The 14,448-nt window shown below is 71.6% G+C and carries 17 protein-coding genes; 12 read left to right on the top strand and 5 right to left on the bottom strand.

The features are described 5' to 3' along the window. The first annotated feature begins 7 nt into the window (after positions 1-7). The 4 genes from ACFCZF_RS02260 (at position 8) to ACFCZF_RS02245 (ending at position 4,159) form a co-directional block, all read left to right on the top strand. Positions 8-1,006, top strand: coding sequence for an ABC transporter permease (locus ACFCZF_RS02260; RefSeq protein ID WP_375908638.1), 999 nt, complete (start codon positions 8-10; stop codon positions 1,004-1,006). After that, on the top strand, positions 1,003-2,100 hold the full coding sequence (locus tag ACFCZF_RS02255; protein WP_376670017.1) for an ABC transporter ATP-binding protein: 1,098 nt from the start codon (positions 1,003-1,005) through the stop codon (positions 2,098-2,100). The genes ACFCZF_RS02260 and ACFCZF_RS02255 overlap by 4 nt, the downstream gene beginning before the upstream one ends. Further along, entirely contained in the window at positions 2,097-3,425 is a 1,329-nt protein-coding gene (locus tag ACFCZF_RS02250; protein WP_376670016.1) for an ABC transporter ATP-binding protein, read from the top strand. Before ACFCZF_RS02255 ends, ACFCZF_RS02250 begins: the two co-directional genes overlap by 4 nt. Before the next feature lie 74 nt (positions 3,426-3,499). Next, the gene (locus ACFCZF_RS02245; protein ID WP_376670015.1) at positions 3,500-4,159 is read left to right on the top strand and encodes a trimeric intracellular cation channel family protein; all 660 of its coding nucleotides are present in this window, start codon (positions 3,500-3,502) and stop codon (positions 4,157-4,159) included. Between the two features lie 8 nt (positions 4,160-4,167). On the opposite strand, the gene ACFCZF_RS02240 is transcribed toward ACFCZF_RS02245, so the two are convergent. Beyond that, on the bottom strand, positions 4,168-5,385 hold the full coding sequence (locus ACFCZF_RS02240; RefSeq protein WP_376670128.1) for an erythromycin esterase family protein: 1,218 nt from the start codon (positions 5,383-5,385) through the stop codon (positions 4,168-4,170). Between the two features lie 61 nt (positions 5,386-5,446). On the opposite strand from ACFCZF_RS02240, the gene ACFCZF_RS02235 reads away from it, so the two are divergent. Continuing rightward, positions 5,447-6,181: a TioE family transcriptional regulator gene (locus ACFCZF_RS02235; protein ID WP_376670014.1), complete on the top strand. Its 735-nt coding sequence runs from the start codon at positions 5,447-5,449 to the stop codon at positions 6,179-6,181. A gap of 60 nt (positions 6,182-6,241) precedes the next feature. Then, positions 6,242-7,102 (top strand): thioesterase family protein, encoded by an 861-nt coding sequence (locus ACFCZF_RS02230; RefSeq protein WP_376670013.1) that lies wholly within the window; start codon positions 6,242-6,244, stop codon positions 7,100-7,102. A gap of 215 nt (positions 7,103-7,317) precedes the next feature. Here ACFCZF_RS02230 and ACFCZF_RS02225 read toward each other — a convergent pair whose 3' ends face one another. Further along, on the bottom strand, positions 7,318-7,971 hold the full coding sequence (locus tag ACFCZF_RS02225) for a TetR family transcriptional regulator (protein ID WP_375908659.1): 654 nt from the start codon (positions 7,969-7,971) through the stop codon (positions 7,318-7,320). Positions 7,972-8,086: 115 nt separating this feature from the next. Here ACFCZF_RS02225 and ACFCZF_RS02220 point away from each other — a divergent pair, with 115 nt between their 5' ends. The 3 genes from ACFCZF_RS02220 to ACFCZF_RS02210 all read left to right on the top strand — a co-directional run bounded on the left by ACFCZF_RS02220 (position 8,087) and on the right by ACFCZF_RS02210 (position 9,795). Further along, positions 8,087-8,254 (top strand): hypothetical protein, encoded by a 168-nt coding sequence (locus tag ACFCZF_RS02220; RefSeq protein WP_121749306.1) that lies wholly within the window; start codon positions 8,087-8,089, stop codon positions 8,252-8,254. 20 nt (positions 8,255-8,274) lie between these two features. Further along, positions 8,275-8,544 carry a DUF4190 domain-containing protein gene (locus tag ACFCZF_RS02215; RefSeq protein ID WP_376670012.1) on the top strand — a complete coding sequence of 90 codons (270 nt, stop codon included), beginning with the start codon at positions 8,275-8,277 and terminating at the stop codon, positions 8,542-8,544. A gap of 81 nt (positions 8,545-8,625) precedes the next feature. After that, the gene (locus ACFCZF_RS02210; RefSeq protein WP_376670011.1) at positions 8,626-9,795 is read left to right on the top strand and encodes a cysteine desulfurase family protein; all 1,170 of its coding nucleotides are present in this window, start codon (positions 8,626-8,628) and stop codon (positions 9,793-9,795) included. An 18-nt stretch (positions 9,796-9,813) separates the two neighbouring features. Here the strand turns inward: ACFCZF_RS02210 and ACFCZF_RS02205 are convergent, their stop codons facing one another. Further along, complete coding sequence (locus tag ACFCZF_RS02205; RefSeq protein WP_376670010.1) at positions 9,814-10,563, bottom strand: N-acetylmuramoyl-L-alanine amidase; 750 nt, start codon at positions 10,561-10,563, stop codon at positions 9,814-9,816. Positions 10,564-10,623: 60 nt separating this feature from the next. On the opposite strand from ACFCZF_RS02205, the gene mnmA reads away from it, so the two are divergent. Continuing rightward, positions 10,624-11,754, top strand: coding sequence for a tRNA 2-thiouridine(34) synthase MnmA (gene mnmA, locus ACFCZF_RS02200; RefSeq protein ID WP_376670009.1), 1,131 nt, complete (start codon positions 10,624-10,626; stop codon positions 11,752-11,754). 63 nt (positions 11,755-11,817) lie between these two features. Here the strand turns inward: mnmA and ACFCZF_RS02195 are convergent, their stop codons facing one another. Together ACFCZF_RS02195 and ACFCZF_RS02190 are read right to left on the bottom strand one after the other, a co-directional pair. Beyond that, positions 11,818-12,597, bottom strand: coding sequence for an alpha/beta fold hydrolase (locus ACFCZF_RS02195; protein WP_376670008.1), 780 nt, complete (start codon positions 12,595-12,597; stop codon positions 11,818-11,820). Between the two features lie 67 nt (positions 12,598-12,664). Then, positions 12,665-13,015 carry a DUF427 domain-containing protein gene (locus tag ACFCZF_RS02190; protein ID WP_376670007.1) on the bottom strand — a complete coding sequence of 117 codons (351 nt, stop codon included), beginning with the start codon at positions 13,013-13,015 and terminating at the stop codon, positions 12,665-12,667. A gap of 102 nt (positions 13,016-13,117) precedes the next feature. Between ACFCZF_RS02190 and ACFCZF_RS02185 the strand changes: the two genes are divergently transcribed. Continuing rightward, positions 13,118-13,657 carry a TIGR00730 family Rossman fold protein gene (locus tag ACFCZF_RS02185; protein WP_376670006.1) on the top strand — a complete coding sequence of 180 codons (540 nt, stop codon included), beginning with the start codon at positions 13,118-13,120 and terminating at the stop codon, positions 13,655-13,657. Positions 13,658-13,675: 18 nt separating this feature from the next. Then, entirely contained in the window at positions 13,676-14,374 is a 699-nt protein-coding gene (locus ACFCZF_RS02180) for an SDR family oxidoreductase (RefSeq protein WP_376670005.1), read from the top strand. The last annotated feature ends 74 nt before the right edge of the window (positions 14,375-14,448 follow it).

Here is a 14,448-nt window from a genome sequence, read left to right as displayed (position 1 = left end):
GCAACCCGTGCTCGCTTATCTCATCAGGCGGCTGTTCGCCGCCGCAGTGATGCTGGTGGTCATCATTCTGGTGGTCTTCGGCATCTTCTTCCTCGTCCCCAAGTGGGCCGGCGTCGACGTCGCCCTGAGCTTCGTGGGCAAGCAGGCCGACCCTGCCGCCGTCGAGGGTGTGCGACAGAAGCTGGGTCTGGGCGACCCGGTCTTCGTCCAGGCCTGGGAGTTCTTCAAGGGCATCTTCGCGGGCCGCACCTACGCGGCCGGCGGCGACGTCACCAACTGCTCCGCGCCGTGCTTCGGCTACTCCTTCCGCACCGAGCAGGCCGTGTGGCCGGTACTGACCGAGCGTTTCCCGGTGACCCTGGCTCTCGCGCTCGGTGCGGCCGTCCTGTGGCTGATCTTCGGTCTCGCCGCCGGTGTGCTCTCCGCGCTCAAGCGGGGCACCCTGTGGGACCGCGGTGCGATGGTCGTCGCCCTGGCGGGCGTCTCCCTCCCCATCTACTTCACCGGTCTGCTCAGCCTGGCGATCTTCTCCTACGGACTGGGGTGGATCAGCGGTGAGTTCGTGCCACTGGAGGACAGCCTCACCGGCTGGCTCGGCGGCATGATCCTGCCCTGGGTCACCCTGGCCTTCCTGTACGCCGCGATGTACGCCCGGATCACCCGGGCCACCATGATGGAGATCCTCGGCGAGGACTACATCCGCACCGCGCGCGCCAAGGGCCTCAAGGAGCAGGTCGTCATCCGCAAGCACGCCATGCGGTCGACCCTGACCCCGCTGCTCACCATGCTCGGCATGGACCTCGGCGCCCTCATGGGCGGCGCGATCCTGACCGAGACCACGTTCAGTCTCCCCGGCCTCGGCCAGAAGGTGCTGGACGCGATCCAGAACCAGGACCTGCCCTTTATCCTGGGCGTCGTCCTGATCACTTCTCTCGCGGTGCTGATCGCCAACCTCGTGGTGGACATCCTGTACGCCGTGATCGACCCCCGAGTGAGGCTCGCATGACCGAACTCAGCAAGAGCGGAGCAGCCGTGGGCGAGCCCACCGGTACCTCGCCCACACCGAAGGCCTTCCTGGAAGTACGCGACCTGAAGGTGCACTTCCCGACCGACGACGGCCTGGTCAAGTCCGTCGACGGGCTCAGCTTCCAGTTGGAGAAGGGCAAGACCCTCGGCATCGTCGGCGAGTCCGGCTCCGGCAAGTCGGTGACCTCGCTCGGCATCATGGGCCTGCACACCGCCGGCCAGTACGGCAGGCGCAAGGCGCAGATCACGGGCGAGATCTGGCTGGACGGCACCGAGCTGCTGTCCGCCGACCCCGACGAGGTGCGCAAGCTGCGCGGCCGGCAGATGTCGATGATCTTCCAGGACCCGCTGTCCGCGCTGCACCCGTACTACACGATCGGCCAGCAGATCGTGGAGGCGTACCGCGTCCACCACGACGTGGACAAGAAGACCGCCAAGCGCCGCGCCGTGGAGATGCTCGACCGTGTCGGCATCCCGCAGCCGGACAAGCGGGTGGACAGCTACCCGCACGAGTTCTCCGGCGGTATGCGCCAGCGCGCGATGATCGCGATGTCGCTGGTCAACAACCCCGAGCTGCTCATCGCGGACGAGCCGACGACCGCCCTGGACGTGACCGTCCAGGCGCAGATCCTCGACCTGATCCGCGATCTGCAGACGGAGTTCGGCTCCGCGGTCATCATCATCACCCACGACCTGGGCGTCGTCGCCGAGCTGGCCGACGACCTCCTGGTGATGTACGGCGGCCGGTGCGTCGAGCGAGGCCCGGCGGAGAAGGTGTTCTACGAGCCCCGGCACCCCTACACCTGGGGCCTGCTCGGCTCGATGCCGCGGCTCGACCGCGACCAGCAGGAACGCCTCATCCCGGTCAAGGGCTCCCCGCCCTCTCTCATCAACCTGCCGTCCGGCTGCGCCTTCAACCCGCGCTGCCCGTACGCCGACGTGCCCAAGGACGACATCACCCGCACGGTCCGCCCCGAGCTGGCCGAGGTCGGCAGCAAGCACTGGGCCGCCTGCCACATGTCGCAGGAGCAGCGGGAGCGTATCTGGACCGAAGAGATTGCGCCGAAGCTGTGAGCGAGAACGCCAAGGACGAAGCAGTGGCCATCCCTGCGCAGAGCGACGGCACACAGAGCGAGGCCGCCGGCACCGCCACCCTCACCAAGGACGCCGCCCCCGGCGAGACCCTGCTGAAGGTGACCGGGCTGCAGAAGCACTTCCCGATCAAGAAGGGCCTGCTGCAGCGCCAGGTCGGCGCCGTGCGCGCCGTCGACGGCATCGACTTCGAGGTGAAGTCCGGCGAGACCCTCGGTGTCGTGGGCGAGTCGGGCTGCGGCAAGTCGACCATGGGCCGGCTCATCACCCGGCTCCTGGAGCCGACCGCCGGCAAGGTCGAGTTCGAGGGCAAGGACATCACCCACCTCGGGGTCGGCGGGATGCGTCCGCTGCGCCGCGACGTGCAGATGATCTTCCAGGACCCGTACTCCTCGCTGAACCCGCGCCACACCATCGGCACGATCATCAGCGCCCCCTTCAAGCTCCAGGGCGTCGAGCCCGAGGGCGGCGTCAAGAAGGAGGTGCAGCGGCTGCTGTCGGTGGTCGGTCTCAACCCCGAGCACTACAACCGCTACCCGCACGAGTTCTCCGGCGGTCAGCGCCAGCGCATCGGCATCGCCCGCGCGCTCGCGCTGAACCCGAAGCTGGTCGTGGCCGACGAGCCGGTCTCCGCGCTCGACGTGTCGATCCAGGCCCAGGTGGTCAACCTGCTCGACGACCTCCAGACCGAGCTGGGCCTGACGTACGTGATCATCGCGCACGACCTGTCCGTCGTCCGGCACGTCTCGGACCGGATCGCGGTGATGTACCTCGGCAAGATCATGGAGCTGGCCGACCGCGACCTGCTCTACAAGTCGCCGATGCACCCGTACACCAAGGCGCTGATGTCGGCGGTCCCGATCCCGGACCCCGCGCGCAAGTCGACCAAGAGCGAGCGCATCCTGCTCAAGGGCGACGTGCCCTCGCCGATCTCCCCGCCGAGCGGGTGCCGCTTCCACACCCGGTGCTGGAAGGCGACGGAGATCTGCAAGACGACCGAGCCGCCGCTGAAGGAGCTGCGCCCCGGTCAGCAGGTGGCCTGCCACCACCCGGAGAACTTCGAGGACCAGGCCCCGCAGGACGTCGTCCTGCTCTCCGACGCCAAGGAGGCGGCGGAGCTGGTGTCCGAGAAGGCGCTGGCGGAGTCGGCGGCGACTTCGGCGGCGGTGGCCGCGGAGGTCGGGGCGACGGAGGCCGGGGCGGCGACGGAGGCCGAGGCGACGGAGGCCGAGGCCGGCGTCGAGCCTGCCGAGCGTTCCGAGTCTGCCGGGTCGGCCGACGAGGAGCCTCCCGCCAAGGAGAAGTGACCCAGGGGGTCCCGCCGGTGCGCCCCCGCCTTCGTTCGTAAGGCGGGGGCTCACCGGCAGGTGAGAATGTCGGGGTGTACGAGCAACTCTTCAGCCCCACCGTCCAGCACACGCTCGACCTGATCGGCATCTTCGTCTTCGCCATCTCGGGCGCGCTGCTGGCCGTACGCAAGAACTTCGACGTCTTCGGCATCGCCGTCCTCGCCGAGGTCACCGCGCTGGGCGGCGGGCTCTTCCGGGACCTGGTCATCGGCGCCGTACCGCCCGCGGCCTTCACGGACCTGGGGTACTTCATCACCCCGCTCTTCGCCACCCTGCTGGTCTTCTTCCTCCACCCCCATGTGGAGCGCCTCCAGGCCGGCGTGAACATCTTCGACGCGGCCGGTCTCGGCCTGTTCTGCGTCGCGGGCACGACCAAGGCGTACGACTACGGGCTCGGCCTGACCGCCTCCGCCTGCCTGGGCCTGGCCACCGCCGTGGGCGGCGGCGTACTGCGGGACGTGCTGGCCAACGAGGTGCCGTCGCTGCTGCGCTGGGACCGCGACCTGTACGCCGTCCCCGCCATCGTCGGCGCCACCATGGTCGCCCTGTGCATCCGCTACGACGCCCTCACCTCGTTCACCACGGGGCTCGCGGTGGTCACGGCCTTCGTCCTGCGCCTGCTCGCCCTGCGGTTCCACTGGCGGGCGCCGCGCGCCTGGAACCGGCGGTCGACGGTGACGGAGGGGGATTGAGACACCCCTTAGCTGGGCGCTACGTCCTTGACGAACACCAGACCGTCGATCGCGGCCAGGTGGCCGGGGTCGAGCGAGGCGTAGCCGAACCAGGGGGACACGCGGGGCGCGGGCAGCGGGTCGCCGAGGGCGGTGGCCAGCCGGGAGGGGGCGACGACGCACCGGTCCTCCGGGAGTCCGTACAGGAGTCCTTCGACGGTGTCCGGCGGCGGGGTGCCCACTCCCTGGTGCCGGATCGTGCCGAGAGCCGTGGCGACGAAGGCGTACGCGTCGCCGAGCCGGGCGCTCACCAGCGCACCGGCGCTCCACCACTCCACCGGCCCCTGCCACATCCGCATCGAGCTCTTCCCCCGCTGGAGATGGGAGTTCTGGGCGTGGACGAGTGCCGGGCCCCGGTCGGCGAGCGCGAGGAGATTCTCGGCCATCATCCGGTCCCGCACGCCCAGCAGCCGGTTCATGCGGGCCGGTGAGGTGTCGGCCATCCAGTGGTGGTACGTCAGCAGGCCGGTCGCGGTGCGCCCGTACAGGCACGCCCGGTCCCACTCGTCCCGTGAGGTCGCCGCGAGCAGGTGCGGCGTCTGCTCGTCGAGCAGCGACACCAGGTCGTCGGCGAGCAGCCGCAGCTCCCGGGCCTCGGCCGACCGCCCCACGGACCGGGCCGGCTCCGTCATCGCGGCGGGCTCGGTCCACCGGTCGTCGGCGCCGAGCAGGTGGTCGAGCGTTTCCGCGGTGCACGGGAGCAGGTCCGCGTCCACCCGGGCCGCGAGGTAGCCGTGGAGCGCGGTGAGGGCCTGGCGGGGGCTCGCGGCGCCGGTGATCTCCAGCGGTCCGTCGAAACCGGCGAAGCGGATCCGCTCGGAGGCGGGCCGGCCGTCTCGGCGGACGCGCTCGTTGTGGGCGCGCATCCAGTGCACGAGCTCGCGGTTGCCCGGGTACGCGCCCCATCCGTGGCTGAACCCGCGCTCCATGACCTCGTCGAGGGTGCCCGTACCCGAGGTGACGTAGTCGTCCACGACCAGGCCCATCAGGCAGTCGCTCTCGATCGCGATCGTCCGGTAGCCCTCCTCCTCGACGAGCTGCCGGAAGAGGTCGTTGCGCACCGCGAGCAGAGTGTCCTCGCCATGGGTGGGCTCGCCCAGGGCGAGCAGCCGGGGCCGGGCGGGGAGCAGCCTCATGACGGCGGCGGCCTCGACGGGGTGGGCGGTGTCCTTGATGCCAGTGTTCATCATGCCTTCAACCGTATCGTTGAACTTTCGGTTGAAGCTTTGCGGCGATACTGTCCGGGTCATGGCTCAGAAGCTTCAAAGCGGTGGCAAGCTCAGACCGATCGACCTGGCGCGCGGGCACGGTCTGTCCACGCAGGCCGTCCGGAACTACGAGGAGGCCGGCATCCTCCCGGACGCCGGCCGCACGGCGCACGGATACCGCACCTACACCCCGCTGCACGCGCGGGCGCTGGGCGCGTTCCTCGCCCTGGTGTCCGGCCACGGTCACCGGGTGGCGGCGTCGATCATGCGGGCCGTGAACCGGGGTGCCGTGGACGAGGCGTACCGGCTCATCGACGAGAGCCACGCCCAACTGCTCGACGACCGGCGCACACTCCGGGCCGTGGAGGACGCGCTGCGCGACCTGGCGCCCACCACGGTGCCCGTCCCGAGGGCGGCCGCGTCCGGTTCAGGCGGCACATTCGTCGGGCCGCTGGCGGCGGAGCTCGGCATCCGGCCCGCGACGCTGCGCAAGTGGGAGCGGGCCGGCCTGGTCCGCCCCCGCCGTGACCCGCTCACCGGGTACCGCGTCTACGACGAGGCCGACGTACGGGACGCCCGGCTGGCCCACCAACTCAGGCGGGGTGGCTACCTGCTGGAGCAGATCGCCCCCGTGCTCGCGCAGGTGCGGTCCGCCGGCGGGCTGGAGCCGCTGGAGGCCACCCTGCGCGACTGGCACGACCGGGTGTCCGCCCGCGGACGGGCGATGCTGACGGGTGCCGCCGAACTGGAGGCGTACCTCCGGGAGCGGGGTTGAGATCCCGGCGGGGAACGGGAAAAGCTACCGCTTAGTATTTATGTGTTGTACCGTGCACCCATGCCAGAAGCAGCCTCCGCAGCGGCCACGCGGGCCACCATCGGTGACAGCGAGTTCGACCGGGACACCGCCGTCACCCGGCGCGCCCCGGGTGTCTACGACATCGACCTCTCCGCCGGCTGGACGATCATCAACGCCGTCAACGGCGGCTATCTGCTGGCCGTCCTGGGTCGCGCCCTCGGGGACGCACTCCCGCACCCCGACCCCTTCACCATCTCGGCGCACTACCTCACCGCCTCCCGGCCGGGCCCGGCGGTCGTGCGCACGGAGGCCGTCCGTACGGGGCGCACCCTCTCCACCGGCCAGGCCTCCCTCTTCCAGTACGACGACGAGGGCAACGAGGTAGAGCGCATCCGCGTCCTCGCCTCCTACGGCGACCTCGACACGCTGCCCGACGACGTCCGTACCTCGGCGAAGCCGCCCGCGATCCCGCCGCTGGACCAGTGCTTCGGTCCGGAGGACGGCCCCGCCCCCGTCGAGGGCAGCTCGGCCATCGCCGACCGGCTGATGCTCAAGCTGGACCCCGTGACGCTGGGTTGGGCGCTCGGGCAGCCGTCCGGCCGGGGCGAGATGCGGGCCTGGTTCGGGCTCGCCGACGGCCGCGACGCCGACCCCCTGTCCATGCTCCTCGCGGTGGACGCGCTGCCCCCGACCGCCTTCGAGCTGGGGCTCAAGGGCTGGGTGCCGACGGTCGAGCTCACCGCGCACGTGCGGTGCCGCCCGGCGCCGGGCCCCCTGCGCGTCTCCATCGCCACCCGCAACCTCGCCGGCGGCTTCCTGGAGGAGGACGCCGAGGTCTGGGACAGCGCCGACCGACTGGTGGCCCAGTCCCGCCAGCTCGCCCGGGTCCGGCTCGGCTGACCGGCGGTCCCCGGGGGTGCGCCGGCGCCCCGTGAAGTCCGGCCGTACCGCCCACCGGGACGTCGAGGCCCTGTCCGCCTCCGGCGTCCCGGTCCGGTGCGTGTCCGCCTCCGGCGTCCCGGTCCGGTGCGTGCCCGCCTCCGGCGCCCCGGTCCGAGGCGTGTCCGCCTCCGGCGTCTTGGTCCGATGCGTGTCCGCCGGCGGTCGAGGGACCGTCAGTCCAGCCAGTGCCGACGGCCGATGCTGATCAGCCGCATCTGCCGGGTCGCGGTGTCGGCGGCGCGCCTGCGCACCTCGTCGGGAGCCTCCTGAGCGTCCTCGGTCTCCTGGGCTTCCAGCGCCTCCAGGAACAGGGAGCCCGTGACGAGCATCTGGTCGACGTACAGACCCGCGAGCATCAGCAGATCGGCGTCGCTCCAGCCGGCCGACACGGGGTCCTTGGCCAGCTCGGTCTTCACCTCCTGGGCGAACCGGGCCAGTTGCTCCCGTATGGCGTCCCGCACCGGCTGGACCCCGCCGTGCCGTTCGCGGGCGATGAACCGGACGTGAGCGGGGTGCGCGGCCACATGGCCGGCGATCAGCTCGACCGCGCGGGCGATGCGTTCGTCGCTGTCCTCGGCCGGCGACACCGTGGTCCGGATCATCGGATGCAGGCTGCCCAGCGCTTCCTCGACCAGTGCCACGCCGAGATCGGCGACGGAGGGGAAGTGCCGGTAGAAGGCGGTCGGGGCGACGCCCACGGCACGGGTGACCTCGCGCAGGCCCAGGCTGCTCAGGCTCTGCTCCTCCAGCAGTCCGAGGGCCGCGTCCATGAGCGCCTGCCGGGTCTTCTGCTTCTGGGCCTGCCGAACCCCGGGAGTGTGACTCATACCATGCAGTTAACAACTGTTCTCTGGAATTGCAAAGCCGTGCGGCGCGCTAGACTGGATAGTCAGTGAACAATTGTAACTACAACCGTTCACCCAAGGTTGGGGGATCCGCTCCATGCTGTTTCTCGTCGCCGCACTTCTGCTCCTCGGCGTGATGCTGGGCACCGTCGCCCACGCACCGCTCACCTTCTCCGTCGCCGTCGGCCTGGTCATCGCCGTCTGGCTCGGCATCTTCGCGCTCCGCGAGCGGCACGGCCGCCGACGGAGCACCTCCGCCCACTGACGCACGGCAGGGAGAACACCATGCAGCTCACCGCACCGGCCACCACCCGCCGGACCGGCATCCGGGACACCGACGGCATGGCCGTCGCCTCCTTCGTCCTCGGCCTGCTCGGTCTGCTCGTCCTCAACGTCTTCCTCGGTCCGATGGCCATCGCGCTCGCGAGCGTCGCCCTGTGGCGCGGCACCGCCCGGCGCGGCCGGGCCCTCCTCGGCCTCGGGCTGGGCATCGCCGACCTGTTGGTCCTGGTGGCGTTCATGGCCGCCGACAACACGATGTCGTGGAGTCTCTGAGGGCCGTGAAGAGGGGCGACCACGAAGAGGCCAACCTTGATCTGAGGCCGGGCGGCACCGCCCCGTAGAATCGGCCGCACCATGGCTTACCTCGACCACGCCGCGACCACCCCGATGCTTCCCGAGGCAGTCGAGGCACTCACCGCGCACCTGAGCGTCACCGGCAACGCCTCCTCCCTCCACGCGTCCGGCCGCCGCGCACGGCGCACCGTCGAGGAGGCCCGCGAGACCCTCGCCGAAGCTTTCGGCGCCCGCCCCAGCGAGGTGGTCCTCACCTCCGGCGGCACCGAGGCCGACAACCTCGCCGTCAAGGGCCTGTACTGGGCCCGCCGCGACGCCGACCCGGCCCGCACCCGGGTCCTGGCCAGCCCCGTCGAGCACCACGCGGTCCTCGACGCCGTGCACTGGCTCGGCGAACACGAGGGCGCGACGATCGAGTACCTGCCGGTCGACGCCCACGGCCGCGTCCACCCCGAGGCGCTGCGCGAGGCCATCGCCCGCGACCCCGCCGACGTGGCCCTCGCCACCGTCATGTGGGCCAACAACGAGATCGGTACGATCATGCCGGTCCGTGAACTCGCCGACGTGGCCGCCGAGTTCGACGTGCCGCTGCACGCCGACGCGGTCCAGGCGGTCGGCCAGCTCCCGGTCGACTTCGCCGCCTCCGGGCTCGCCGCGATGACGGTTTCCGGCCACAAGATCGGCGGCCCCTACGGCATCGGCGCGCTGCTGCTGGGCCGCGAGTACAGCCCCGTACCGGTCCTGCACGGCGGCGGCCAGGAACGCCACGTCCGCTCCGGCACCCTCGACGTCCCCGCCGTCGCCTCCTTCGCGGTCGCCGGCCGCCTCGCCGCCGGGCAGCACGACTGGTTCGCCCGCGAGATCGGCGCCCTGCGCGACGACCTGGTCGACGCGGTCCGTACGGCGGTGCCGGACGCGATCCTCGGCGGCGACCCGGCACCGGAGGGCCGTCTCCCGGCCAACGCCCACTTCACCTTCCCCGGCTGCGAGGGCGACTCCCTGCTCCTCCTGCTCGACGCCCAGGGCATCGAGTGCTCCACCGGCTCCGCCTGCACCGCGGGCGTCGCCCAGCCCAGCCACGTCCTGCTGGCCACCGGCACCGACCCCGACCTGGCCCGCGGCACGCTGCGCTTCTCCCTCGGCCACACCTCCACGGAGGCCGACGTCGAGGCGCTCGCCAAGGCCATCGGCCCCGCGGTGGAACGGGCCAGGGCGGCGGGGCTGACGTAGCCGACGCGCGGGTGGGGGTCAGGCGCTCTTCGAGGCGCCGGGGGAGGGGGCCGCGCTCGTCGCCGCCCGGCGCACCAGCTTCAGGTACCGGTCCCAGTCCCAGTGCGGCCCCGGATCGGTGTGGTCGGTGCCCGGCACCTCCACGTGGCCGATGATGTGCTCGCGGTCCAGGGGTATCTCGTACCGCGCGCAGATCCCCGCCGTCAGCCGCGCGGAGGCCGCGTACATCTCGTCGGTGAAGTCCTGCGGGCGGTCCACGAAGCCCTCGTGCTCGATGCCGACACTGCGCTCGTTGTAGTCGCGGTTGCCCGCGTGGTACGCCACGTCCAGCTCGCGGATCATCTGCGTGACGCGCCCGTCCTGCCCGACGATGTAGTGCGTGGCCGCCTTGTGCCCCGGGTCCTGGAACGCCCTGACCGCGCTCGCGAAACTGCCCTGCGTGACATGGACGATCACCATGTCGACGCCGAAGTCGTCGGGCCGGTCGGCTCGCCGCCAGTTCTCGTCCGACGCCGCCACCCACCGCGCGCCGCTGTAGTCGACCGCGCCCGCCTCGCGGGGCCGCTCCACTCCCGGCACGCGCCACCACAGGCGGGCCAGCTCGTCACGGGCCAGCGCCGCCGTGCCCACGGCCGCCGCCGTGCCGCCGACGATCAGCGCCCGACGGCCGATGCGCCGGTCCGCGTCCTTGGAACCGCCGGACCCGCCGACCGGCCCGTTGTCGGACCCGCCGGTGGATGCGCTTCTGGATTCGTGCTTCGCCCCCATGCGATCTTCAACGCATACTCGCGCGCTCCGGTTCCCGCCTCCCCTTACCCTGGAAGGGTTATGACTGAGACCCCGCAGCGCACCCGTCCCCTCCGCGTCCTCGCCGCCATGTCGGGCGGAGTCGACTCCGCCGTCGCCGCCGCCCGCGCGGCCGAGGCGGGGCACGACGTGACCGGCGTCCACCTCGCGCTCTCCGCGAACCCGCAATCCTTCCGCACGGGCGCGCGGGGCTGTTGCACCATCGAGGACTCGCGCGACGCCCGCCGCGCCGCGGACGTCATCGGCATCCCGTTCTACGTGTGGGACCTCGCCGACCGCTTCCGCGAGGACGTGGTCGAGGACTTCGTCGCCGAGTACGAGGCCGGCCGCACCCCGAACCCCTGCCTGCGCTGCAACGAGAAGATCAAGTTCGCCGCGCTGCTCGACAAGGCGCTGGCCCTCGGCTTCGACGCCGTCTGCACCGGCCACTACGCCCAGGTGGTCCGTCGGGAGGACGGCACCCGCGAGCTGCACCGCGCCTCCGACATGGCCAAGGACCAGAGCTACGTCCTCGGCGTGCTGGACGACCGCCAGCTCGCGCACGCGATGTTCCCGCTCGGCGACACGCTCACCACCAAGGACGAGATCCGCGCGGAGGCCGAGCTCCGGAATCTGGCGGTCGCCAAGAAGCCCGACTCGCACGACATCTGCTTCATCGCCGACGGCGACACCCAGGGCTTCCTGGCCGACCGGCTCGGCCGCTCCGAGGGCGACATCGTCGACGAGGCCGGCAACCGCCTCGGCACCCACGAGGGCGCGTACGGCTACACCATCGGCCAGCGCAAGGGCCTCAGGATCGGCACCCCCGCCCCCGACGGCAAGCCCCGCTACGTCCTGGACATCTCACCGGTGACCAACACGGTGACCGTCGGCCCCGCGGACGCCCTCGACGTCTACGCGCTGCGGGCGATCAAGCCCCGCTGGTGCGGCGCCGCCCCGACCGGACCCGGCACCTACACGGCCCAGCTCCGCGCCCACGGCGGCGAGACCGAGGTACGGGCCGAAGTGCTCGACGGCGCCCTGGAGGTGTCGTTCCGGGAGCCGGTGCGCGGCGTCGCCCCCGGCCAGGCGATCGTGCTGTACGACGGCACCCGCGTGGTGGGCTCGGCGACCATCGCGTCCACCACGCGCGCGACGGCCGGCGTGGTCTGAGCCGCCGCGTGGTCTGAGCCGCGGGACGATGCCGGCGTGGGCACCGGCGCGACCCCGCTCCGCTCACGCCGCGAAGAACTCCGCCAGCACCGGCGCCAGTACCCCCGGCTCCACCATGTGGGTCTGGCGCTCCACGGTGCCGTACGTGCCGCCGGGGGCCGCCTCGGCGATCGCACGGGCGGCCTCGTGCCACCACGCGTCGCTCGCGCCGCCCGCCAGGGCCAGCAGGGGAGCGGTGACCGAGGCGAGCTCGGAGCGGGGCACCCGGCTGTCGCCCATCGCCGCGTCGTCGTGCGCCAGACTCGGCGCGACCGACTCCATGCCGGCCCACATCGGGGACTGGCGGGCGCCCTGGATCATCTCCTCGGCCAGACCGGTGAACCGCAGGAACAGCTCCACCGCGTCCCCGCGCCGCCCCTGCCCGAGCGCCTCGGTCAGCCGCTCGCGGTACTCCGCGGCGGCCCGCGCGGCGGCGTCGTCCATGGCGTACGGCACCTCGTACACGGCCACCCGGCGCACCGGCAGTCCGCTCGCCGCCGCCCGGAGCGCCAGCGCGCCGCCCGACGACATTCCGTACAGCGACGCCTCGCCGCCCACCGCCTCGATCAGCGCGGCGAGGTCCTCGATCTCGCGTTCCACCGCGTAGGGCTCCGTGTCACCGCTGGCGCCGCGGCCCCGGCGGTCGTACACGGTGACGTCGAGACGCCCCGACAGCTCCGCGGCCAGGGGCGCGACCGTGGCGCCCGTCGACATGGCGCCGCTGACGAGGACCACCGCGGGCCCCTGGCCGGTGCGTTCGTAGGCGATGCGCGTGCCGTCGCGCGAAAGGGTCTTCTTCTCCATGTCTGTGCAGAGTGCCCTACGGCACGCGATTCACCGCTCAGGACACGAAGCTCAGGACACGAAGCGGTCAGGACACCTCGACTTCGTAGAAGCAGAGGTGGTCCTTGATCTCCGCCACCTCCGACTTCGGGTCCGGGTATGCCCAGACGACGTCCGCCGCGTCCGGCAGCGACCAGTAGGACGCGTCGCCCTTGAAGGGGCAGTGCGTGTGCGTGTCGGACGGGGTCAGCAGGTCGAGGCGTACGTCCTGGGGCGGGATGTAGTACCGCTCCGGAAGGCCCGTCTCCCGCAGCACCAGTGCCTTGTCGCTCTCCGCGAGCACCTGCCCGCCCTGTACGACGCGCACGTGCCGCTCGCTCGGCTCGACGGTGATGCGGTGTCCCTTGAGTCCTTCGAGTCCTTCGAGTCCCTTGGTCACGATCGTCCTCCTCGGTGGTCGGCTCTCCTGACGGTTCTCCTGATGACAGCGCGGCCGGAAGCCGGGTTCTTCCCCGTGGGGCGCCGAACGTACCGTTGCCCCATGAACATCTGCGTCTTCCTCTCCGCCGCCGACCTCGACGAGCGCTACACGCGCCCCGCGAAGGAGTTCGCCGAGCTGCTCGGAAAGGGCGGCCACACCCTTGTGTGGGGCGGCTCCGACGTCGGCCTGATGAAGGTGGTCGCCGACGGCGTGCAGGAGTCCGGCGGGCGGCTGCTCGGCGTCTCGGTCGATTTCCTGGCGGCCAAGGCGCGCGAGGGCGCCGACGAGATGGTGATCGCGCGGGACCTCGCCGAGCGCAAGCGGCTGCTGCTGGAGAAGGCCGACGCCGTGGTGATCATGGTGGGCGGTACCGGCACGCTGGACGAGGCGACCGAGATCCTGGAGCTGAAGAAGCACGGGCACACCGACAAGCCCGTCGTCCTGCTCAACTCGGCGGGCTTCTACGACGGACTCAAGGAGCAGTTCCGCCGCATGGAGGACGAGGGCTTCCTGCCCCGCCCCCTCACCGAGCTGGTGTTCTTCGCCGAGGAGCCGGTCGGTGCGCTGGCCTACCTGGAGGAGAGCAAGGGCGTCGAATGAGCCCGCGGTGATGCGAGCATGGGGGGCATGGCTACACATGTGATCACCGGAGCGGGCTCCGGCATCGGCGCGGCCGTGACCCGCCGCCTGCACGAGCGCGGCGACGAGGTCGTGCTGCACGCGCGTGACGCGGGCCGGGCGAAGGAACTGGCGGCCGCGTTCCCCGGTGCGAAGACGCTGGTCGGCGACCTGGCGGACCCGGACAAGCTCTCCTGGGCCTTCTCGCACCAGACCCTGCCCGGCCGCGTGGACTCGCTGCTGCACATCGCCGGGGTGGTCGATCTCGGCCCGGTCGGCGACCTCACCCCCAAGGCCTGGCGCAACCAGCTCAACGTCAACCTCGTCGCCCCCGCCGAGCTGACCCGCCTCTTCCTGCCCCAGCTCCGCGTCGCCCAGGGCCACGTGCTCTTCGTCAACTCCGGCTCCGGTCTCAACGCCCACGCCGACTGGTCCGCCTACGCCGCCTCCAAGCACGGTCTGAAGGCCCTGGCCGACGCCCTACGCCAGGAGGAGCACGCGAACGGCGTCCGCGTCACCTCGGTCTACCCCGGCCGCACCGCCAGCCCGATGCAGGCCAAGGTCCACCAGCAGGAGGGCAAGGAGTACGACCCCGCCAAGTGGATCGACCCCGAGTCGGTGGCCACGACGATCCTGATGGCCCTGGACCTGCCCAGGGACGCGGAGGTCAACGACCTGACGGTGCGCCCAGGACGCTGAGTTCGCTTCTGAACGCCGGGCCGATCGGCTCAGCCCGTCCGGCGTTTGAGGACGAGGCCGTCCAGGCCGAAAGC

Source organism: Streptomyces sp. NPDC056296 (genome assembly GCF_042268605.1).
In the GTDB taxonomy this organism is placed as follows: domain Bacteria; phylum Actinomycetota; class Actinomycetes; order Streptomycetales; family Streptomycetaceae; genus Streptomyces.
Note: the sequence above shows the minus strand (reverse complement) of the source record. Positions and strands in the feature narration are given on the sequence as shown.